Source organism: Bradyrhizobium macuxiense (assembly GCF_007993935.1).
GTDB lineage: Bacteria > Pseudomonadota > Alphaproteobacteria > Rhizobiales > Xanthobacteraceae > Bradyrhizobium > Bradyrhizobium macuxiense_A.
In genome coordinates this window covers 132,190-153,086 of sequence record NZ_VITY01000004.1, presented here as the reverse complement: position 1 = coordinate 153,086, position 20,897 = coordinate 132,190, and the positions used below count along the sequence as shown (strand labels likewise).

The 20,897-nt window shown below is 64.6% G+C and carries 16 protein-coding genes; 4 read left to right on the top strand and 12 right to left on the bottom strand.

All coding sequences use genetic code 11. The annotated features are described in order from the left end of the window. Nucleotides 1-4: 4 nt before the first annotated feature. The 4 genes from lptE to FBZ93_RS11935 all read right to left on the bottom strand — a co-directional run bounded on the left by lptE (nucleotide 5) and on the right by FBZ93_RS11935 (nucleotide 8,176). Nucleotides 5-559 (bottom strand): LPS assembly lipoprotein LptE, encoded by a 555-nt coding sequence (gene lptE, locus FBZ93_RS11950; RefSeq protein WP_146986191.1) that lies wholly within the window; start codon nucleotides 557-559, stop codon nucleotides 5-7. Continuing rightward, nucleotides 546-3,170 (bottom strand): leucine--tRNA ligase, encoded by a 2,625-nt coding sequence (gene leuS, locus FBZ93_RS11945; protein ID WP_146986581.1) that lies wholly within the window; start codon nucleotides 3,168-3,170, stop codon nucleotides 546-548. The genes lptE and leuS overlap by 14 nt, the downstream gene beginning before the upstream one ends. Before the next feature lie 338 nt (nucleotides 3,171-3,508). Next, on the bottom strand, nucleotides 3,509-6,112 hold the full coding sequence (locus tag FBZ93_RS11940; protein WP_146986190.1) for an MASE1 domain-containing protein: 2,604 nt from the start codon (nucleotides 6,110-6,112) through the stop codon (nucleotides 3,509-3,511). Between the two features lie 372 nt (nucleotides 6,113-6,484). Continuing rightward, a complete protein-coding gene (locus FBZ93_RS11935) occupies nucleotides 6,485-8,176 on the bottom strand; it encodes a sensor domain-containing diguanylate cyclase (protein ID WP_146986189.1) in 1,692 nt (563 codons plus the stop codon). A gap of 108 nt (nucleotides 8,177-8,284) precedes the next feature. On the opposite strand from FBZ93_RS11935, the gene FBZ93_RS11930 reads away from it, so the two are divergent. Then, nucleotides 8,285-8,989 carry a YggS family pyridoxal phosphate-dependent enzyme gene (locus FBZ93_RS11930; RefSeq protein ID WP_146986188.1) on the top strand — a complete coding sequence of 235 codons (705 nt, stop codon included), beginning with the start codon at nucleotides 8,285-8,287 and terminating at the stop codon, nucleotides 8,987-8,989. Nucleotides 8,990-9,146: 157 nt separating this feature from the next. Here the strand turns inward: FBZ93_RS11930 and FBZ93_RS11925 are convergent, their stop codons facing one another. After that, nucleotides 9,147-9,932, bottom strand: coding sequence for a 2-keto-4-pentenoate hydratase (locus tag FBZ93_RS11925; protein ID WP_146986187.1), 786 nt, complete (start codon nucleotides 9,930-9,932; stop codon nucleotides 9,147-9,149). A gap of 114 nt (nucleotides 9,933-10,046) precedes the next feature. Then, a complete protein-coding gene (locus FBZ93_RS11920) occupies nucleotides 10,047-10,586 on the bottom strand; it encodes a L,D-transpeptidase family protein (protein ID WP_146986186.1) in 540 nt (179 codons plus the stop codon). A 243-nt stretch (nucleotides 10,587-10,829) separates the two neighbouring features. On the opposite strand from FBZ93_RS11920, the gene FBZ93_RS11915 reads away from it, so the two are divergent. Both FBZ93_RS11915 and FBZ93_RS11910 read left to right on the top strand, forming a co-directional pair. Continuing rightward, on the top strand, nucleotides 10,830-11,516 hold the full coding sequence (locus tag FBZ93_RS11915; protein WP_016841446.1) for a response regulator transcription factor: 687 nt from the start codon (nucleotides 10,830-10,832) through the stop codon (nucleotides 11,514-11,516). Between the two features lie 57 nt (nucleotides 11,517-11,573). Continuing rightward, nucleotides 11,574-12,014, top strand: a complete 441-nt coding sequence (locus FBZ93_RS11910) for a Crp/Fnr family transcriptional regulator (protein WP_050425197.1) — start codon at nucleotides 11,574-11,576, stop codon at nucleotides 12,012-12,014. A 192-nt stretch (nucleotides 12,015-12,206) separates the two neighbouring features. On the opposite strand, the gene FBZ93_RS11905 is transcribed toward FBZ93_RS11910, so the two are convergent. The 4 genes from FBZ93_RS11905 to FBZ93_RS11890 form a co-directional block, all read right to left on the bottom strand. Continuing rightward, complete coding sequence (locus FBZ93_RS11905) at nucleotides 12,207-13,022, bottom strand: exodeoxyribonuclease III (RefSeq protein WP_146986185.1); 816 nt, start codon at nucleotides 13,020-13,022, stop codon at nucleotides 12,207-12,209. Nucleotides 13,023-13,176: 154 nt separating this feature from the next. Then, the gene (locus FBZ93_RS11900) at nucleotides 13,177-13,989 is read right to left on the bottom strand and encodes an outer membrane lipoprotein carrier protein LolA (protein WP_146986184.1); all 813 of its coding nucleotides are present in this window, start codon (nucleotides 13,987-13,989) and stop codon (nucleotides 13,177-13,179) included. Between the two features lie 100 nt (nucleotides 13,990-14,089). Then, nucleotides 14,090-16,573, bottom strand: coding sequence for a DNA translocase FtsK (locus FBZ93_RS11895; RefSeq protein ID WP_146986183.1), 2,484 nt, complete (start codon nucleotides 16,571-16,573; stop codon nucleotides 14,090-14,092). A 16-nt stretch (nucleotides 16,574-16,589) separates the two neighbouring features. Further along, complete coding sequence (locus FBZ93_RS11890) at nucleotides 16,590-17,816, bottom strand: aminotransferase class I/II-fold pyridoxal phosphate-dependent enzyme (RefSeq protein ID WP_146986182.1); 1,227 nt, start codon at nucleotides 17,814-17,816, stop codon at nucleotides 16,590-16,592. Between the two features lie 200 nt (nucleotides 17,817-18,016). Here FBZ93_RS11890 and FBZ93_RS11885 point away from each other — a divergent pair, with 200 nt between their 5' ends. Then, complete coding sequence (locus FBZ93_RS11885; protein ID WP_146986580.1) at nucleotides 18,017-18,487, top strand: NUDIX domain-containing protein; 471 nt, start codon at nucleotides 18,017-18,019, stop codon at nucleotides 18,485-18,487. Between the two features lie 304 nt (nucleotides 18,488-18,791). On the opposite strand, the gene FBZ93_RS11880 is transcribed toward FBZ93_RS11885, so the two are convergent. Together FBZ93_RS11880 and FBZ93_RS11875 are read right to left on the bottom strand one after the other, a co-directional pair. Next, a complete protein-coding gene (locus FBZ93_RS11880) occupies nucleotides 18,792-19,196 on the bottom strand; it encodes a GFA family protein (RefSeq protein WP_146986181.1) in 405 nt (134 codons plus the stop codon). 213 nt (nucleotides 19,197-19,409) lie between these two features. Continuing rightward, the gene (locus FBZ93_RS11875; RefSeq protein ID WP_146986180.1) at nucleotides 19,410-20,858 is read right to left on the bottom strand and encodes an ammonium transporter; all 1,449 of its coding nucleotides are present in this window, start codon (nucleotides 20,856-20,858) and stop codon (nucleotides 19,410-19,412) included. Nucleotides 20,859-20,897 lie beyond the last annotated feature (39 nt).

The following is a 20,897-nucleotide window of genomic DNA, read 5'->3' as shown; positions in this document are numbered from 1 at the left end:
GCGATCAGGTCCCGCTGGAGAAGAACGAGGCGAGCCGGGTCTGGATATTGTCGGCGATCTCCTGCGCGGCGCGGTCCTCGGCGTCGCGGAGGGCGCGCTGGCGCGCGAAGCGCTGGTAGGAGCCCGGCATGTCATAGGACACGCGCGAGAACGTGGTGCCGGTCATCACCGACTTGTTCGAGGCGATCTCGACCAGATTGAACTGGGCGTCGATACCGTAATTCTCGCTGGTTGGCAGCGCGGTGGTCGGGTCGATCATCAGCGATGAGCGGCTTGTAAAGAAGCGCAGCACCAGGCGGTGCGTCGGCGGCATGCCGGTGGCGGTGCCGTAGAGCTTGAAGGCGAGGGCGTTGCGGACCTCGACGCCGACCCGGGCCTCGCGCGAGGCGTTCGGCTTGTCGACCGGCGGAACCTCGACGCCCATCAGCTTTTCGCGCAGGGCGGGCGAACCGTCGAGGGTGCGCTCGGCATACATCGGCTGGAAGCATCCGGCCGTCAGCGCGGCCAAGGCTGCCACAGCGATGAGCCGGGCGGCGATCCTGATCCTAGCCGACAACATTGACGATCCTCATGGGCACCACGATCACCTTGCGGACGGGCTTGCCATCCAAGGCGGCTTTTACCGCATCGAGCGCCAAAACGGCAGCCTCTATATCCGCATTTTGGGCGGTGCGTGGCACGGTAACATCACCTCGTTTTTTACCGTTGACCTGGACGACCAGGGTCACGCTGTCTTCAACCAGCAGATCGCGCTCGATTTGCGGCCAATCGGCCTCGGAAACCAGCCCGGTGTGGCCCAGAACCACCCAGCACTCCTCGGCCAGATGCGGCATCATCGGCGAGAACAGCTGGACCAGGATGGTCGCGGCTTCCTTGACGGCCCAGGCCACGTCCGCCGCCGGCTTGTCGCCTTTCGCCAGCACCTCCGCCAGCGCGTTGGCGAACTCGCGGATATGGGCGAGGCAGACGTTGAAATGCAGCCGCTCGATCCCGGACGACACCTTGTCGAGCGCGCCATGGGCCGCCTTGCGCAGCGCCTGCGCTTCGGGCCCAAACGTGCCCGGCCGCGCCGCCGGCGCGGTCTTGGCGATCTCGGCCGATTCGTTCACCAGCCGCCACAGCCGCTGCACGAAGCGCGAGGCGCCCTGCACGCGTTCGTCGCTCCAGATCACGTCGCGGTCGGGCGGGGAGTCCGACAGCATGAACCAGCGCGCGACATCGGCGCCGTAGCTCGCGATGATGTCGTCGGGGTCGACGGTGTTCTTCTTCGACTTCGACATCTTCTCGATCGGGCCGATCGCGACGTCCTCACCGGTTTCAAGCAGCACCGCGCGGCGGGCATTACCATCAACCTCGATCTTCACCTCGGCCGGCGTCACCCAGGCGCCGTCGGCCTTCTGGTAGGTCTCGTGCACCACCATGCCCTGGGTGAACATGCCGGCGAACGGCTCGCTCATGTCGATGTGGCCGGTCGCCTTCATCGCGCGGGTGAAGAAGCGGCTGTAGAGCAGATGCAGGATCGCGTGTTCGACGCCGCCGATATACTGGTCGACCGGCATCATCCGGTTGGCGACCGCGGGCGTGGTCGGTGCGGTCTCGTTCCACGGATCGGTGAAGCGCGCGAAATACCACGATGAGTCCACGAAAGTGTCCATCGTGTCGGTCTCGCGCACAGCCTTGCCGCCGCACTTCGGACAGTTGACGTGCTTCCAGGTGGGATGATGGTCGAGCGCGTTGCCCGGTCTGTCGAAGGAGACATCCTCCGGCAGCGTCACCGGCAACTGGTCGTCCGGCACCGGCACCACGTCGCACTTGGGACAATGGATCACCGGGATCGGGCAGCCCCAATAGCGCTGCCGCGAAATGCCCCAGTCGCGCAGGCGGAAATTCACCTGGCGCTCGCCGACGGGCGCATTACCGCGCAGCTCGGTTTCGAGACGCTTCGCGACCTCTTCCTTCGCCGCTTCGATCGTCATGCCGTCGAGGAAGCGCGAATTGATCATGCGGCCGTCACCGTCATAGGCGGTGTCGGTGATGACAAAGGTCTTCGGGTCCTGGCCCTCGGGGCAGACCACCGGCACGTTGCCGAGATTGTACTTGTTGACGAAGTCGAGGTCGCGCTGGTCATGCGCCGGGCAGCCGAAGATCGCGCCGGTGCCGTATTCCATCAGCACGAAGTTCGCGACATAGACCGGCAGCTTCCAATTCGGGTCGAACGGATGCACCGCCTTGATGCCGGTGTCGAAACCCTGCTTCTCGGCGGTGTCGATGATCGACTGCGCGGTACCGATCTTCTTGATGTCGGCGATGAACTCCGCGAGCTTGGGGTTCTTCGCGGCAGCGGCCTGCGCCAGCGGATGGTCCGCCGAGATCGCCATGAATTTCGCGCCGAACAGCGTGTCCGGCCGGGTGGTGAAGATCTTCAGCTCGGTCTCGCCGGCCGGCGTGGTCGCAGCATCAAGCGCGAAGCGGATCAACAGGCCCTCGGAGCGGCCGATCCAGTTGCGCTGCATCAGCCGCACCTTGTCGGGCCAGCGGTCCAGACCGTCCAGCGCCTCCAAGAGCTCCTGCGCGTACTTCGTAATCTTGAAGACCCACTGGCTCATTTCCCGTTGTTCGACGACGGCGCCCGAGCGCCAGCCGCGGCCGTCGATCACCTGCTCGTTGGCCAGCACGGTCATGTCGACCGGGTCCCAGTTCAGCTTGCGCTTCTCGCGCTCCGCGAGACCGGCAGCCAGCATGTCCAGGAACATCTTCTGCTGATGCTTGTAGTAGCTGGGGTCGCAGGTCGCGAACTCCCGGCTCCAGTCGAGCGACAGCCCGATCGACCGCAGCTGCTTCTTCATCGCGGCGATGTTGTCGTAGGTCCAGGCCTTCGGCGCCACCTTGCGCTCGATCGCGGCGTTCTCCGCCGGCAGGCCGAACGCATCCCAGCCCATCGGGTGCAGCACGTTGTAGCCGCGGGCGCGCATGAAGCGGGCCAGCACGTCGCCGAGCGTGTAGTTGCGGACATGGCCGATATGGATGCGCCCCGACGGATAGGGGAACATCTCGAGCACGTAGTATTTCGGCCGCTTATCGTCGTTCTTGGAGGCGAAGATCGCCTTTTGGTCCCAGATGGCTTGCCAGCGGGGTTCGGATTCACGGGCGTTGTAGCGTTCGGCGGTCATGAAATCGCAAGGATTTTGGGTGGCTTTCGGTGATTTTCGGGTCCCATCCGGGGACGGCGGACTAGGCCACAAAAGCGCCTGTTCGGTCAACGGCTTGGGGCCTGCCAAATGGTCATGCCGGGGTGCCGCCGGCAGCCTCCCCGTCGTCCTGGCGAAAGCCAGGACCCATAACCACAGGGCTCTGTTGGGAAACGGGATCGCGGCCCCAGTTTGGCGCAATCACGGCCGGCGGGGGTAATGGATCCTGGCCTTCGCCAGGACGACACCGAATATGAGGTCATAGTTCCGCATTCCCGCGGCATCTTTTGCCCGAACAGCGCCCGCGACGGCGCGACCGGTCAATGTCTGCGCAGAGCGTCGGTCGTGTTTGATGCCAAAGGCACGACGGATGATCGCGGCGATCTCGGGGGCGCAAGATCCTGGATGAAATCCCTGAGTGCCTCGGTGTCGAACGGCTTGCGGAGTATCTTGAGGCTTGGCGGTGCCGCATTGGCAGCGTCGCTGTAACCGGTTGTCAGGGCGATCGGCAAACCGGGGTAGCGCGACCGCACCTCTCTCGCGAGCCCGACCCCATCGATGGTTCCCGGCATGACGATATCGCTGAAGACGAGATCGATCCTGGTGCCGGCATCGAGCAGCTTCAACGCCGCTTCGGCCGAATCCCGATAGATCGTTTCATAGCCCAAATGCTCGAACAGCGAGGATGTCACATCCGCGACTTCGGGGCTGTCGTCGACAACAAGAACCGTCTGCCGCTGCGGCTGCCTCGGTTTTGCCCTGGCGGCGGCGAGGTCCTTGCTGGCGGTTTGCTCGTCTGCGCAGGACGGCAAATAGATTGTAATTGTTGTTCCCTGACCAACCTTGCTGTCTGCCGTCACCGTTCCACCCGCCTGGTGGGCGAAACCATAGACCTGGGACAGACCGAGCCCGGTCCCCTTGCCGACCTCCTTGGTCGTGAAGAACGGATCGAACATCTTGGACAGAAGATTTGGCGGAATGCCGGTGCCGGTATCGCCGAGCGCGATCGCAAAGAAAGCCTTTGCGCGGCGATCGCCGCCGGTCTCCTGGTTCGCGGTCACCGCATGGACGGACAAGGTGAACGTGCCGCCGCTTGGCATTGCATCGCGCGCATTGACGGCGATGTTGACGATCGCAAGCTCCAGCTCGGCGAGGTCCACCTTGACCGAGGCTATGCCCTCACCGACGTTCTCGTTGTACACGATGTTCCCGCGCAGCGAGCTTTCAATCATGGTCCGCATGTTCTTGATCGACGCATTCAGATCAACGACCGTCGGGCTGAGGTGCTGATGACGAGAGAAGGTCAACAATTGGCGCGTCAGGCTCTCGCCGCGCTTGGCCGCGGTCTGGATGGCTTCGATTGCCTTGGGCAGTTTCGGATCAAGCAGGCGCGTGAAGATCTGGGCGCTGCCTCCGATAATCATCAATAGATTGTTGAAGTCGTGCGCAATCCCGCCGGTCAGTTTGCCGATCGCCTCCATTTTCTGGGACATCGCGAGCTGTTCGCGGGCCTGGACCAGCTTCTCCTCCGCGTCGCGCCGCTCGGTTGCGTCGCGCAGAATACTGATGAAGCCGATCAGATTTCCTGCGTCATCATGGCTCGACGAGACGGAGCCCGTGATGAAGAACGGCGTACCATTCTTTCTGATGCGCCAACCCTCAACGTCGTACTTGCCTCTTTCGATTGCCGTCTCCAGCGCGTGTGCTGGCGAACCCGCGCGGCGTTCATCCGGCCGATAGAAAATTCCAAAATGCTTGCCGATGATTTCTTCCGAGCTGTAGCCGATGATCTTTTGGGCGGTGCTATTCCAACTCGTAACGTGTCCCTCTCGATCGAGCGCAAAAATCGCATAGTCGACGACGCCCTCAATAAGGGTTTGGAAATGCCGCCTGATGTTGTCGAGCGCCAAGGCTTTCCGTTCGAGTTGACCGTTCAGTTGGTCCTGAACGGAAAGGAGATCGACTTCCGTGGTCTGGCGTGTCGCAATTGCCGCCGCCAGGGCGAGGGGAGGCGCCGATACGATGATCGAGAGCACGAGCAAGGATAATAGTGCGCCGTTCGGATCCATTTTCGGAAATGGATCATTCCCTACCGAGAACCCCCACACGGCCATTCCGACAAAAATGAACGCAGCCGTCGACACGGTGCATCGATCGCCGCGCAGGCCGGCCCAGATCAAGGGCAGTAGAACCAGAAAGCCCAGCAGGCTCCGATGCGGCAGCACCACATCGAGGTCGGTGCTGACGAGGTCGCTGCCGATGAGCGGGCTATAAGCAACGATCCCGACGATGCCGGCGAGAGCTGGGACAGCGATCGATTCCAACAGCTTCCATTTGGAAGGAATGCGCAAGGGCATCGTTGCCCAGAGCACGATGAGCGGAGCAACCACCAGGGTCCCGGCAGCGTCCGCAAGCCACCAGGTCACCCCGGCGACGACGGAATCGGAAAGGCTCAAATCATTGGCGAGCGCGAAGCCGGCCGAGGCGATGGTTGCACTGATGATCGCGGTCGGCGCACAGGACATGATTGCAAACTTCGCGACACCGACAGGCGTGGCAAACGTCTGGCGACCATTCGACCAACGGTCGATCAGCCATGTCCCGGCACATGCAGCAAGCAGGCTGCCGATCCCGGCGGTGCCAAATTCCAGGAGCGATCGGTCGGCCATAAAGTAAGGCGAGATGGTCCCCACCAGGATCGCCGGCCAGATCCGGTAGCCGCGCAGCAGGACCAGCGCGAGCGCAAGCCCGGTCGGTGGCCATAGCAGTGTCGCGGTTGGATTGATCGCCGGAAGCAGCCGCGCGGCTTCGGCAAGGCCGCCATAAATCGCGCCGACTATCAGGATTTCGACCGCGTAGGTCGCGATGGCCCGAGCGTCGCCAAAAGCGAGCATCCTGGCTTTGTCGAACCTTGCCCGTTCCATCGCAAGCCTTGCAGCGGGTATCTCAAGAATGCGGTGGCGACCTGTCCCCTGATCCAGTGTCACCAAAAGAGGCGAATCGCATTGTCATGACGTTCGATGTTCCCGCCAAGCACTCAACGCAGTTTTGACCAAAGCATGGCCGCACGATGGTGAGTAGAGGGGACGCCCGGCAATTTCGGAACGAGGGGCTATCGGGCAGCACCGTTGACCTAATAGCAGCGGCACCGGGATCCGAAAACGGGTCACGGCGGCATCCGGACTACAAATTGGGTATGATCCCGCTGCGTGTCGATGAGAGCACCAGCAGTTATTTTCTCGGTTGGCGCAAGGGATGAGCTCTTGATGCTGCTCCACCTGCACGGGGCGATGCAGCTAGCTCGCCAGCGCCATTCCGGCTTCGTCCAGCGTCTGCAGGAACCCGTGCTCGATCACGGCATTCCTGCCGCGGCGCTTGGCGGCGTAGAGGGCGGCGTCGGCGGCTTCGATCAGATCGCCGGGGCGCTGGGTCTCATTCGGCTTGGTGGTTGCGACGCCGACGCTGACGGTGACGACGCAATAGCTCGAGGGCGCGTGCGGCACGGCAAGGCCGAGCACCGCAGTGCGCACCGTTTCGCCGATCGCCAGCGCATGCGCGGCGTCGGTGTTCGGTAGCAGCAAGCAGAATTCCTCGCCGCCGTAGCGGCCGGCGAAGCCCATCGTGTCGGCGGCGATGCCGGACAGCACCTCGCCGATCCGCGTCAGGCAGGCATCGCCCTCGGGATGGCCGTAGGTGTCGTTGTAGAGCTTGAAGTGATCGACATCGATCATCATCAGCGACAGCTCGCATTCATACTGCTGCGCCCGCATCCACTCGAAGTCGAGCCGGCTCTGGAAGCCGCGGCGGTTGGCAAGGCCCGACAGCGCGTCGATCGAAGCCATCACGGTGAGACGGTCGTTGGACTCAACGAGTTCGCGCTCGCGCTGGCTGAGTTGCGCCGCCATCGCGTTGAAGGCGCGCGCCAGCGGGACGAACTCCGACGGCAGCTTGTGCTTGGCGACGCGCGCCGACCAGTCGCCTTCGCCGAACCGCCTTGCCATGCCGGTCATCAGCTCGATCGGATGGATGACGAGCCGCTCCGCGCCGACCAGGGCGCCCAGCAAAACGAAAAGGCAGACGAAGCCGAGTTGCAGGTAGGCGGTACGGATCTCGCGGTTGATCGCCGCCGTCACCTTGGCCTCGTCCATGCTGACGATCAGCCGGGATTGCGTTCCGGCGATGCGGGCGAAGCTCAGCGTACGTTGTGCGCCGTCGGAAGCCGTGAACGACACCGAGCCCGACGGCTCGTCGTAGCTCAGCGCCTTCTCGGCAATCGCCGACATCAAGGGGATGGTGTCGAGCGAGTGGCCGATCAGGCTGGCATGATCCGATGGAGCCGCGATCACGACGCCGGTGCTATCGACCAGAGCGGCCGACATGCCGGGCTGGCCGCCGAGATTGGCCATGATCTGCGACAGCCAGTCGATGTTGATGCCGGCGACCACGATGGCGTCCTGTTCCGGATTGATCGCGGCCACCGGATAGGCCGCCATCATCATCGCGCGGCCGTTGGTCCTGCCGCGCAGATAGTCGCTGAACACGAAGCCGCGATTGTCCTGCGCCTTCTTGAAATATTCACGATCGCCGATGCTGAGCCCGACCTGGCTGTTCAGCGTCGAGCATTGCACCAGCCCGTCCCTCGACACGAACATGATGCTGCGGATCCAGGGCAGCACCGTCGGCAGACTGGCGCGGAGCACCTCGCAGCTCTGCCCAATGCCGCCGGAGGCGCGGATATAGGCGGCCGATTTCAGCATGGTCTCGACCGAGGACACCACTTCGCGCTGGGTTTCGGCGGCGTGTGCGGTGAGGTTGGCATAGCCGGCCGCGGCCTGCGCGACCTGCTTGCTGCGGGAATCTTCCAGCGTGCGGACGCGATCGAGCATCAGCGGCGCGACCAGCATCACCGCAAGCAAGGCGAGCCGGGCACGAATACCCAGAACCTTCTTGAGCCTGACCCGGTTGCGGTTGAAAGTGACGCCCGACATTCTATTCCCTTGCCCGCGTGCAAGGTAGAATGCAGGGCTTCAAAAAGCCTTTCCCGAATTTGGTAAAATTCGAGCCAACCCCCGCACCTGTCAGAGAACGGCACAAGCATGACGCAAAGCCCGACCACGCCGTTATCGGCTGATTCACCACATGGCCTCGCCGCCGTGGAGCAGGAGATCGCGCGTGCCTGCAAGGAGGCGCGGCGCGACCGCGCGTCGGTGACGCTGATCGCGGTGTCGAAGACATTCGCGGCCGACGCAATTTTGCCGATTATCGGCGCCGGACAGCGCGTATTTGGCGAGAATCGCGTGCAGGAGGCCAAGGGCAAGTGGCCGGAGCTGACCCAGGCTCATCCCGGCGTGAAGCTGCACCTGATCGGACCGTTGCAGTCGAACAAGGCCAAGGAGGCGGTCGCGCTGTTCGATGCGATCCATTCGGTCGATCGCGCCAGCATTTGCGAAGCGTTAGCCAAGGAAATCAAAAATCAGGGGAAGCACCCGGAACTGTTCGTCCAGATCAATACCGGCGAGGAGCCGCAGAAGGCCGGCGTCGCGCCGCAGGACGCAGATACCTTCATCACGGCGTGCCGCGACAGCCACGGCCTGCAGATTTCAGGACTGATGTGCATCCCGCCGGTCGACCAGGCGCCGGCGCCGCATTTCGCGCTCTGCGCCAAGATCGCCGCGCGCAACGGGCTGACAAATCTTTCGATGGGCATGAGCGCGGATTTCGCCGTGGCGATCGCGATGGGCGCGACGCATGTGCGGGTGGGGTCGGCGATTTTCGGGACGCGGACGGTGGTGCATAATTAGTGTCGTATAACCAGTGTCGTCCCGGCGAAGGCCGGGACCCATACGCCGCGGCCATCGCAAAGGGCGCGCGGCTAGTCGGTGCGCGACAACCGAGTTCGGTGGTTATGGGTCCCGGCCTTCGCCGGGACGACGATGCGGTGAGCGTTGCGCTTAGCGCCTACGCAAACTTCACCGACACCTTTCCGATCGCGCCAAAGTCCGCCGCGAACATATCTCCCGCCGCGATCGGCAGCGGGGGATGGCAGGTGCCTGTGGTGACGACCTCCCCTGCCCGCAAGGTCAGCCCGAGCGCGCGCAATTCATTGGCGCACCAGGTCAGCGCTATCAGGGGATCGCCGAGCACGTTCTTGCCGTGGCCGACATAGCGCTCGCCGCGCAGCGTGATGGTCGGGCGTTCCTCGACCAGATCGATCGCGCGCCAGTCGGCTGACGTTGCGGGTCCGAGCACGAACAGATGCGCGCAGGCATTGTCGGCGATCAGCTGCGCCTCGCCGGCGGAGACGAAATCGGCGAAGCGCGAATCCGGAATCTCGATCGCGGGATGCAGCGTGCCGGCCGCCTCCAACACGTCCCTTACGCTGTATGGCGTTGCGCGCGGTGCGAGATCACGCGCCATGCGGAAGGCGAATTCCGGTTCGCCGACGCGCATCTCGATGCCCTTCATCGACGCGGTGCCGCCATCTGCGATCACCGTTTCGGCGAGGATGCGCCCCGCCAACGGCCCGGCGACGTTGATGTGCTTCTGGCCGGCCGCGCTGGTCGCCGCGATCTTCCAGCCGAACAGTTTTTCGCGCGACGTCTTCTCCAGCTCGGCCTGCACCGCGTACCCCTCGGCGCGATCGCGGGGCCGGATCGCGCCATCGAGTGCGCCGAGTTTGGTCCCCGCGTGCCAGTGCTCGGTCAGGACCCTTGCGGCGGCCGCGATCTGGTTGGTGTCGAGCATGCTTTCGCTCCCGCGAGTTTTATTTTGGGGAATGTTTTTGGGTCGCGCGCAATCTCAGCACAAACGCGTCGCGCTTGTCGCGTGGGAAAACCGATGCTCAGCTATTCGACAACTTCAGCCGATGATGATCCGGGTCTGCGGGGCCATCCGCCGCAGCAGCCGCAGCATCGACGCCTTCGTCATCGAGACGCAGCCCGCGGTCGGTCCGAAATTCGGCCGCGCCAGATGCAGGAACACGGCGCTGCCGCGGCCGGCGATGCGCGGCGCGGCGTTGTGGTCGATCTCGACAATGAAGTCGTAGAGATGGTCCTCGCGGGTCAGGCGGTCGCCGCCCTGCTCGCGGTCGAGCCGGATCGGCTGGTTGTAATGGCGGTCGGCGGGGTCCTCGCACCAGGCGTCCTCGCGGCGGATCGGCCGGGTCGGCAGCAAGGTCAGCGGACGCCGGTGCCGGTCGGCGCGCCACCACAATTGCCGCGGATGGAAGATGCCGCGCGGCGTGCCGCCGTCGCCCTCGCGCTTGTTGGCGAGGATTCCGCCACGTCCGAGCGCCACCGGAACGGTCCAGCCATCGGCCGTCAGCCAGCCCCGGCGCGGATTGCCGGCGGCGGCGCGGACCTCGATGGCGGAGAGCGGGCGATCACGTTTGGCTGTCATATAAGTGATTGAAATAGCTGATCTTCCCTCAAGAATCGTTCCAAACTGAACTTGCCTAGGATGTTCGGATCATTCTATCACCCGGCATTACAGGACATTCACGTCCTGCCCCGCCGGATTTGAGGTAGACTGCCGTTGCCTTGTGAATCGGTAACAATCGCCTACCTGAGCACATATCTAGCCGATGCTACGGTCTTAAGCGCCCTCCGCCTCTGACCGCCCCGCCCCCGAAGGATTGTACCTATGGCCAATGCCCGCAAGATCTTGATCGTGGATGACGATACCGATCTGCGCGATACGCTGGTCGAGCAGCTGTCCCTGCACGAGGAGTTCGAAGCCTCCGCAGTCGACACCGGCGCCAAGGGCGCCACTGCCGCCAAAGCCAATTCTCCCGATCTGGTCCTGATGGATGTCGGCCTGCCCGACACCGACGGCCGCGAAGTGGTCCGCAGCCTGCGCAAGGGTGGCTTCAAGGCCCCGATCATCATGCTGACCGGCCACGACACCGATTCCGATACGATCCTCGGCTTGGAGTCCGGCGCCAACGACTATGTGGCCAAGCCGTTCCGCTTCGCGGTGCTGCTGGCCCGGATCCGGGCGCAACTGCGCCAGCACGAGGCCAGCGAGGACGCGGTGTTCTCGGTCGGCCCCTACTCGTTCCGTCCCGGCTCGAAGATGCTCACCGGCGCCAATGCCAGGAAGGTGCGGCTGACCGAGAAGGAAACCGCGATCCTGCGCTTCCTCTACCGCGCCGGCCAGATGCCGGTGTCGCGCGAGACCCTGCTCCAGGAAGTCTGGGGCTACAATTCCGGTGTCACCACCCACACGCTGGAAACCCACATCTACCGCCTCCGCCAGAAGATCGAGAAGGACGCCGCCAACCCGGAAATCCTGGTGACGGAAGCCGGTGGCTACAAGCTGGTGCCGTGATACGCTTCGCGCTCAACGATTCGTGAAATCGAGGCGCACCGCGGTTACCGGACCTGAATGTCGATCGATGATGACGTAGCCCTGCTCGAGCGGGTCCCGACGATGCGTCTGTTGGGCGAGAGCTCCTTGCGCATGCTGGCGATCGGCTCCGAGCAACGCGACTTCAACGCAGGCGAGGTGCTGTTCAAGGTCGGCGACGCCGCGGACGCCGGCTATGTCGTGCAGCGCGGCAGCTTCCGGGTCGAGGAAGGCGGCGCCGAGATCATCGCCGGTCCGGGCGCGCTGATCGGCGAGCTCGCATTGATCGTCGCGATGAAACGGCCGTCGACCGCCACTGCATTGGAGCGCGGCTCGGTGATCCGAGTCGCCCGCAGCCTGTTCCAGCGCGTGCTGGAAAGCGATCCCGCCGCCGCGCGCCGGCTGCGCGACGAGCTCGCGCTTCGCACCAGCCAGCTCGCCAGTGATATTCTGATGGCGGGCGGCAAGCTGAGTACGTGATCTTCCCGTCGTTCTGCAAAGCTCATTGATCCGTCACCCCCCGCGCAAAGGCTTCGCCTTTGTCGCTGGAGGAGCGCGCTCTTGCGCGCGTCTCGAAGGGTCGACGGCCACCAGCCGGGCCGATTCATCCTTCGAGACGCGCGTTCCGCGCTCCTCAGGATGACGGAGGACAACCTTCGCGCTGATGCGGCGTCACACCTCCATCACCGCCGTCACCGGCACATGATCCGACGGGCGCTCCCAGCTGCGGGCGTCGCGGGTGATCTTGAAATCGCTGACGTGATCCTTCAGCGCGCGCGAGACCCAGATGTGATCGAGCCTGCGGCCGCGGTCGCCGACGGTCCAGTCGGCGGCGCGATAGCTCCACCAGGTGTAGACCTTTTCCGACATCGGGATCCGCTCGCGCGCGATGTCGAACCATTCGCCATGCGCTTGGGCTGCGAGCAGCTTCTCGGTCTCGACCGGCGTGTGCGAGACCACCTTCAACAGCTGCTTGTGCGACCACACGTCGTTCTCATGCGGCGCGACGTTGAGGTCGCCGACCAGGATGTGGCGATCGTCGCCGCGCGGATGCAGCGGCTCGCAGCTCTTCATCTCGTCGAGGAATTGCAGCTTGTGCTCGAACTTCGGATTGAGCGCGGGGTCGGGAACGTCGCCGCCGGCCGGCACGTAGAAATTATGCAGCACCAGCGGTTTTGAAAGCTGCGCCTTTTCACCAAAGGAAACCGAGATGTGCCGCGAGTCGATCTTGTCGCAGAATGTCCGGATGTCGGTCGTCTCGAACGGCAGCCGTGAGACGATGGCGACGCCGTGATAGCCCTTCTGCCCGTTCAGCGCGACATGCTCATAGCCGAGCCGCCTGAAGCGCTTCAACGGAAACGCATCGTCGATGCACTTGGTTTCCTGCAGGCACAGCACATCCGGCCGCGCGCTCTTCAGGAATTTGGCGACGATATCGATGCGCAGGCGCACCGAATTGATGTTCCAGGTGGTGACGGAGAACCGCATGAGAGCTGCGTCTTAGCATGGTTCTCAGTGCGGGATTCAATTGTCCACAGGGGGTGATGCGTAGGATGGGTAGAGCGAAGCGAAACCCATCATCTTCCCACGCGGATCAAAGGTGATGGGTTTCGCTGCGCTCTACCCATCCTACGGCATCTCGCTAACCCGGCGACGAACCGGGATAGGTCGTGAAGTCGATCTTGAACAGCCCGGGATCGGGCTTCTGCGTGGCGTCGAGATTGTAGACCGCAACCGTGGTGTCGTAGCCCTGCGGGTCGGTGACGGTCCACTGCTTGAGCTTGCCGTCCTTGGCGCCGATCATCAGCAGGAAGCGGCTGGTGCCGACCAGCGCCTGCTTCTCCTCGATCGTGATACTGACGAACACGTCGTCGGCGGTGACGCTGACGACGTTGGTGTCCTTCATCAGATCGATGCGGTCCGACAGCAGATAGCGCAGCGGGGTCTGCGACAGCGGATAGACGTCCTGGGTGGCGAGCCTGCGGTCGCGCACCGCGACCGACGAGCCGTCGGCGATCACCTCGATCGTGCTCGGATTGTCATACTCGAAGCGCAGCTTGCCGGGCTTCTGGATGTAGAAATCGCCCTTGGTCTTGGTGCCGTCGGGGCCGACCTGCACGAAATTCCCGACCAGGGTCTGCAGCGACGACAGATAGGCCGAGACCTTGGCGGCCTGCGCCTTCTGATTGGCGTCGAAGGTCTGGAAGATGCTGGCGGGCACGTTGCGGCGCGGATCTGGAATCACCGGGTCCGGCGGTGCCTGGGTGGCGCCCGTCGTGGTCGGGCCCTTGTCGGCATTGCTCTGCGCACCACTGTCCTTGGCCTTCGGTGCTGCCTTGGGTGCGGCGGGTTTTGGCGCCGGCGCATTTTGCGCAGTCGCGCCGCCTGCGATCGCGGCGGTGACGAGAAGAGCCAGCGCAGTGCGCGCGCCGCGGTCAATGAGGTGTTTTGCCATCAGATATGTCAGGTCTCTGTTCGACGCTCGTCCCGCTTCGCCGGATTTTATCCCGCCTCTTCCGAGGGAGATATGGTTTTTCCGTGATGATCGCCCCCGATCAGAACTGGCCTTCTTCTTCCCCGACGAGGATTTCGCGCTTTCCGGCGTGATTCGCCGGTCCCACGATGCCCTCAAGTTCCATCCGCTCCATCAGCGAGGCGGCGCGGTTATAGCCGATCTGCAGCCGGCGCTGGATGTAGGAGGTCGACGCCTTGCGGTCGCGCTTGACGATCGCAACCGCCTGCGTGAACAGGTCGCCGCCGCCGTCGCCGCCCATGCCGGTGGCATCGAACACGGCGCCGTCCTCGTCGGTCGGCTCTTCCGCGGTGACGGCCTCGAGATATTCCGGAGCGCCTTGCGTCTTCAGATGACGCACCACCTTCTCGACCTCCTCGTCGGAGGCGAACGGGCCGTGCACGCGGCTGATGCGGCCGCCGCCCGCCATATAGAGCATGTCGCCCTGGCCGAGCAGCTGCTCGGCGCCCATCTCGCCGAGGATGGTGCGGCTGTCGATCTTCGATGTCACCTGGAAGGCGATGCGGGTCGGGAAGTTCGCCTTGATCGTGCCGGTGATGACGTCGACCGACGGGCGCTGCGTGGCGAGGATCACATGCAGGCCGGCGGCGCGCGCCATCTGCGCGAGGCGCTGCACCGCGCCTTCGATGTCCTTGCCGGCGACCATCATCAGGTCGGCCATTTCGTCGACGATGATCACGATGTAGGGCAGCGGCTCGAGGTCGAGCTTCTCTTCCTCGTAGATCGCCTTGCCGCTCTCCTTGTCGAAGCCGGTGTGCACGGTGCGCGTCAGCTCTTCGCCCTTGCCCTTGGCCTCGACGAGGCGCGCATTGTAGCCGTCGATGTTGCGGACGCCGAGCTTGGCCATCCGCTTGTAGCGCTCTTCCATCTCGCGCACGGCCCATTTCAGCGCCACCACCGCCTTCTTCGGATCGGTGACGACGGGCGTCAACAGATGCGGGATGCCGTCATAGACGGAGAGTTCGAGCATCTTCGGATCGACCATGATCAGGCGGCACTGATCCGGGCGCAACCGGTAGACCAGGCTCAGGATCATGGTGTTGATCGCGACCGATTTGCCGGAGCCGGTGGTGCCGGCGATCAGCATGTGCGGCGTGCGCGCCAGATCGATGATGACGGGATCGCCGCCGATCGTCTTGCCGAGGCACAGCGGCAGCTTGGCGACCGAATCGACGCTTTCCTTGGCGACCAAGAGCTCGCGCAGATAAACCTTCTCGCGATGCGCGTTCGGCAGCTCGATGCCGATCGCGTTGCGGCCGGCGACCACGGCGACGCGGGCCGACAGCGCGCTCATCGAGCGCGCGATGTCGTCGGACAGGCCGATCACGCGCGACGACTTGATGCCGGGCGCGGGCTCCAGCTCGTACAGCGTGACCACCGGGCCCGGGTTGGCCTTGACGATCTCGCCGCGCACGCCGAAGTCCTGCAGCACGCCTTCGAGCGCGCGCGAATTGTTTTCCAGCTCGGCCTTGCTCAGCGGCTGGCGGTCGCTCGCCTTCGGCGCGCTGAGCACGGAGACCGACGGCAGCTCGAACTTGTCGGAATTCTTCTTCTTCGGCTTTGGCTCGGCCTTCTTGCGCGGGGCGCGGGCGGCGGGAGCTTCCTCCTCCTCCTCGTCCTCTTCTTCCTCGTCGTCGAAAGCCTCGGCCTCGTCTTCGTCGGCGTCGTGATCGTCATGCGCGGGCGCGATCGAGGGCGCCGCGCGGCCGCCGCCGATATTGGGCTCCTGGCGCTCGAACGCCGCGCTGCGGCCCTGCGATCCGCTCGACACCAGCGATTTATAGGCTGTGGTGAACAGCCAGCCGAGCCGGGCCTTCGCGCTCATCAGCGCGTGGAACAGCCAGCCCAGCGAGACCGAGCTGCGGTCCTCGTCATCCTCGACGAACGGCTCGTCATCGTCCGAGATCGGCGTCAGTTCCTCGTCCTGCTCCTTGGCGCCCCAGCCGCAGGCAAACAAGAAGCACGCGGCCATCGCCACAAACAGGATCAGCCCGAGCACGACGCGGTAGATGAAGCCGGGCGGCCCGAACACCACGGCCGGCGCGCGCAGCAGCGCATCGCCGACCACGCCGCCGAGCCCGGTCGGCAGCGGCCAAGCGGTGTTGTGCGGCCAGCAGCTGGCAAAGCCCGCCGCGATCACCGTGCACAGGATCCAGCAGCCGAGCCGCAGCGCCTCGCGGTCGAACGGGCGATGCGTCAGCATCCGCCAGCCCCACACCGCGACCGGCAGCAGCAGCATGATCGCGCCGAGGCCGAGGATCTGCATCAGGAGGTCGGCGCCGATCGCACCGGGATAGCCGAGCACGTTGCGGATCGCGCGCGAGGTGGCATGGCTCAGCGACGGGTCCTGCACCGACCAGGTCATCAGCGCAGCAGTGATGCCGCCTGACAGCGCGATCAGGCCGAGCCCGGTCAGTTCGCGCAGCCGCCGCGCCAGCGCCTCGCGCAGCGAGAGCGGCAGATGGCCGACCAGGGGGATGACACGTTCGATCGCTGGCATACTCAATCTTCGCGCTTCGCGATTAACCCAGGGTTTCGACCAGGCGATGCATCGCCTCGGCCGTCGATTCACTGTCGGAGACCAGCGCAAGGCGGATATAGCCCGCGCCCGGATTGGAACCGTCGTTCTGCTCGCGCGCCAGATAGCTGCCGGGAATCACGCGCACGCCGGCGTCGCGATACAGCCTGACGGTCGTCGCCTCGTCGCCGCCGCGATCGGAGACGTCGAGCCAGACGCAGAACCCGCCGGCCGGCCGCTTGTAGCCGTAGCGGCTGCCGAGGATCTGGTCGGCGAGATCGAACTTGATGCGATAGAGCCTGCGGTTCTCCTCGACATGCGCCTCGTCGCCATAGGCGGCGACCGCGACATGTTGCAACGGCACCGGCACCTGAGGTGCGGCGACATTGCGCAGCTCGAGGAAGGCGGCCATGAACTTTCGATCGCCGGCGGCGAAGCCGACCCGCATGCCCGGCAGGTTCGAGCGCTTCGACAGCGACTGGAACGCGACCACATTGGTGAAGTCGGATCCGGCACATTCCAGCATGCTGCCCGGGGCTTCGCGGGTGTAGATCTCCGAGTAGCACTCGTCGCTCAGGATCATGAAGCCATGGCGATCGGCGAGCTGCTTCAGCCGCGTGAAATAGGCGCGCGAGGCGACCGAGCCCTGCGGATTGGCGGGCGAGGCCAGGAAGAACGCCACGGTGCGCGCCAGCGTCGCCTCGTCGATCGAATCAAGGTCGGGCAGGAAGCCGTTACTGAGCGTGGTCGGCAGATAGATCTGCTCGCAGCCGGCCGCGCGGGCGCCGGCACCATAGGCCGGATAGAACGGATTCGGCATCAGGATCGCCGGCCGGCCCTTGCGCGGCGAGACGTAGCGTGACGCCGTGATCGCGGCGAAGAACAGCCCCTCGCGGCTGCCGTTCAGCACCAGCACCTCGCTCTCCGGATCGACCGGACGCGGCAATTGGAACCGGCTCGACAGCCAGGTCGCGGCCGCGCGGCGGAACGGCTCGATGCCCTTGGCCATCGGGTAGCGGCCGAACTCGGCGGTGTGCTTCGACAGTACCGGCCCGACGAAACCAGGCACGGGGTGCTGCGGCTCGCCGACCGACAACGTAATCAATGGCTTAGCCGGTTGGTACGGCGCCAGGAGCTCGGTGGTACGCACGAATGGGGAACGCTCGGCCTGGCCGGCGGATGCGACATCGCCGGCGCCCTGCGCCAAGCCGGATGAGGCGGTCATTGCCATGGTTGAAATGCCAGCACTTTCACTGCGGTCGGGGTTGAGGGGCGCCGACCGTAAACCGATCAAGTCACCATAGATAGGGCGAGGTTAAGACGCGATTAACCATCGGCGGCGGGCACGATCGGCCGGCGCGTGATATCAGCGCTCGCCGAACAAGACCGCATCGAAATTGCACCGAGATTGCCCCGAGATTGCCCTTGGACATGATCCACCGCCGCGCCGTCAGGGCGCTCATCATCACGGGCGGGCACGAAGTCCTGCTGCTGCGGATTCGCCCGCCGCACGGGGATTGCTTCTGGATCGCACCCGGTGGCGGCAGCGAAGGCGACGAGACGCCGGAAGCGACGCTCAGGCGGGAGCTTGCCGAGGAATTGGGGCTGACCGCCTTCGCGCATGGCCCCGCGGTCTGGCGGCGCCACCACACCTTCAACTGGGGCGGCCGGCGGATCTCCCAGAAGGAAGAATACCGGATCGTTCACACCGATCGTTTCGACCCTGTGATGGCTGATGCGGCCGAGGCGAAGGTGCTCGACTGCTTCCGCTGGTGGCCGATCGCCGATCTGCCCAATGCGGAAGAGCGCCTGACGCCGCTGTCGCTCGCCGATATTCTCGAACGCTATTTGCGTGACGGCGCGCCAAGCGCCCTGCCGGACGAGGAAGTCCTGTTCGACTGACGCTGCATAGGCACCGTAGCCCGGATGAAGCGGAGCGAAATCCGGGGCGGTCTCTCCTGCGCAGACGTCGTTCCCGGATTGCGCTACGCTCCATCCGGGCTACGCGCTGTTGGTCGCGGCAGTTGCCGGGGCAAGGGCTAGCCCGGGTGTGTTCTCAAGCTCCGTAGCCCGGATGAAGCGAAGCGCAATCCGGGGACGGTCCTTACGCGGAGAGGCTTTCCCGGATTGCGCGGAGCCTGTCATCGGGCGCGCGTTCGCGCGACCCGTTGGCTCCATCCGGGCTACACACTGAACGTGTGCCGTCTCAATGCGCCGGCAGCTTCTCGAATGACGGCTTGCCCTCGGGCAGATGGTGGAAGGTCTGCTTGTCGCAGGCGTAGATCGTCATCTGCGGGGTGAACACACTGGGGTCGTCGAAGGTGCCGACCTTCAGGATCGCGGCGGGCAGGCCCGGCACCTTGGTCACCAGATGCGTGCCGCATTCCGGGCAGAACTCGCGGGTCACGGCGCGTTCGAGGTCCTTGCGCGTGAACTGCTTCGGTTCGCTGGCGGTGTATTTGAAGCCGGTGGCCGGCATCGCCATGAACAAGTTCGGCCCACCGCCCGTGATGTACTGGCATTCGCGGCACAGGCATTGCGCCGCCATCATCGGTTCGCCTTCGGCCTCATAGCGCACGTTGCCGCAATAGCACCTGCCTTGCACCTTCATGACGTCCTCCCGTTCTTGTTGTCGGCTTCGTTGTTTGTAGCCTGTCATTCCACAATGGCAGGCAATTCCGACATTATTTTCTCAAGCCGCCAAAAAAAGAAAGGGGCTCCAACTTGCGCTGGAGCCCCTCAACGGTCCGGACATTGCCGGGTATGTGCCCGGACCGTAGTTCTGGGAACGACCGCTTGGGGAGGTCGCGCCCCGGGAGAACTCTTACATGTTGTAGGCGCGCTCCGTGTGCTCGGTGATGTCGAGGCCTTCACGCTCGGTCTCGACGTTGGCGCGCAGGCCGACGATCACGTCGACGATCTTGTAGAGGATCGCCGAGCCGATGCCCGACCACACCAGCGTGGTGCTGACGCCCCAGACCTGCGAGATCATCTGCGCCGCGAAGTCGTAATCGGCGACCTTCGGCGGGATCGCGGTGTAGTCGATGATCCCCGCGCCACCGAGTGCCGGGTTGACCAGGATGCCGGTGCCGAGCGCGCCGACGATGCCGCCGACGCAGTGGACGCCGAACACGTCGAGCGAGTCGTCATAGCCGAGCGCGTTCTTCACAACCGTGCAGAAGAACAGGCAGACCACGCCGACCACGAGGCCGAGCACGATGGCGCCCATCGGACCGGCATAGCCGGCCGCCGGCGTCACCGCGACGAGGCCCGCGACCGCGCCCGAGAGCGCGCCGAGCAGCGAGGGATGGCCCTTGATGATCCATTCCGCGAACATCCAGGACAGCGCCGCCGCGGCGGTGGCCACGAAGGAGTTGGTCATGGCGAGCGCCGCGCCGCCATTGGCTTCGAGGTTGGAGCCGGCGTTGAAGCCGAACCAGCCGACCCAGAGCAGCGAGGCGCCGATCATGGTCATGGTCAGCGAGTGCGGAGCCATCAGTTCCTTGCCGTAGCCGGTGCGCTTGCCGATCAGGAGCGCGCCGACCAGGCCGGCGATGCCGGCGTTGATGTGCACGACGGTGCCGCCGGCGAAGTCGATCGCACCCTTCTTGAAGATCCAGCCGGCATCGGCGTTGATCGCATCGAGCTTCTGCTGCGCCGCGGTCTTGGCCGCTTCGTCAGCCGCGGCAGCGAGCGCCTTGGCGGCATCCTGGATCGCGTCCGGGCCCGGCCAGTACCAGACCATGTGCGCGATCGGGAAGTAGATCAGCGTCACCCAGAGCGGGATGAACAGCGCGATCGCCGCGAACTTCATGCGCTCGGCAAAGGCGCCGACGATGAGGGCCGGCGTGATCGCCGCGAAGGTCATCTGGAAGCACATATAGACGAGCTCCGAGATGTTGGCGTCGACCGAGAAGGTCGCCGCCTTCGAATCCGGCGTGACGCCCATCAGGAAGGCCTTAGAGAAGCCGCCGATGAAGTCGGAGCCGCCGGTGAAGGCGAGGCTGTAGCCGTAGAGAGCCCAGAGCACGGTAACGAGGCAGACCGTGTAGAATACCTGCGCCAGCACCGAGAGCATGTTCTTGGAGCGGACGAGACCGCCATAGAACAGCGCGAGGCCCGGGATGGTCATCAAAAGCACCAGCACCGTCGAGGTCAGCATCCAGGCGTTGTCGCCCTTGTTGACGGTTGGCTCGGCGTAGGCGGCGGTTGCGGCAAAGAGGCCGACTGCGAGGGCCGCCAGTCCCGCGCCATAGGGACGCTTGAACGTCATGTTATTTCACTCCTGAGGTCTTAAGGTTTGAGCGCGAAA

Coding starts and splice junctions, on each gene's coding strand:
- lptE (WP_146986191.1), bottom strand. CDS start 559: ATGTTGTCGGCTAGGATCAGGATCGCCGCCCGGCTCATCGCTGTGGCA.
- leuS (WP_146986581.1), bottom strand. CDS start 3,170: ATGACCGCCGAACGCTACAACGCCCGTGAATCCGAACCCCGCTGGCAA.
- FBZ93_RS11940 (WP_146986190.1), bottom strand. CDS start 6,112: ATGGAACGGGCAAGGTTCGACAAAGCCAGGATGCTCGCTTTTGGCGAC.
- FBZ93_RS11935 (WP_146986189.1), bottom strand. CDS start 8,176: ATGTCGGGCGTCACTTTCAACCGCAACCGGGTCAGGCTCAAGAAGGTT.
- FBZ93_RS11930 (WP_146986188.1), top strand. CDS start 8,285: ATGACGCAAAGCCCGACCACGCCGTTATCGGCTGATTCACCACATGGC.
- FBZ93_RS11925 (WP_146986187.1), bottom strand. CDS start 9,932: ATGCTCGACACCAACCAGATCGCGGCCGCCGCAAGGGTCCTGACCGAG.
- FBZ93_RS11920 (WP_146986186.1), bottom strand. CDS start 10,586: ATGACAGCCAAACGTGATCGCCCGCTCTCCGCCATCGAGGTCCGCGCC.
- FBZ93_RS11915 (WP_016841446.1), top strand. CDS start 10,830: ATGGCCAATGCCCGCAAGATCTTGATCGTGGATGACGATACCGATCTG.
- FBZ93_RS11910 (WP_050425197.1), top strand. CDS start 11,574: ATGTCGATCGATGATGACGTAGCCCTGCTCGAGCGGGTCCCGACGATG.
- FBZ93_RS11905 (WP_146986185.1), bottom strand. CDS start 13,022: ATGCGGTTCTCCGTCACCACCTGGAACATCAATTCGGTGCGCCTGCGC.
- FBZ93_RS11900 (WP_146986184.1), bottom strand. CDS start 13,989: ATGGCAAAACACCTCATTGACCGCGGCGCGCGCACTGCGCTGGCTCTT.
- FBZ93_RS11890 (WP_146986182.1), bottom strand. CDS start 17,816: ATGGCAATGACCGCCTCATCCGGCTTGGCGCAGGGCGCCGGCGATGTC.
- FBZ93_RS11885 (WP_146986580.1), top strand. CDS start 18,017: ATGATCCACCGCCGCGCCGTCAGGGCGCTCATCATCACGGGCGGGCAC.
- FBZ93_RS11880 (WP_146986181.1), bottom strand. CDS start 19,196: ATGAAGGTGCAAGGCAGGTGCTATTGCGGCAACGTGCGCTATGAGGCC.
- FBZ93_RS11875 (WP_146986180.1), bottom strand. CDS start 20,858: ATGACGTTCAAGCGTCCCTATGGCGCGGGACTGGCGGCCCTCGCAGTC.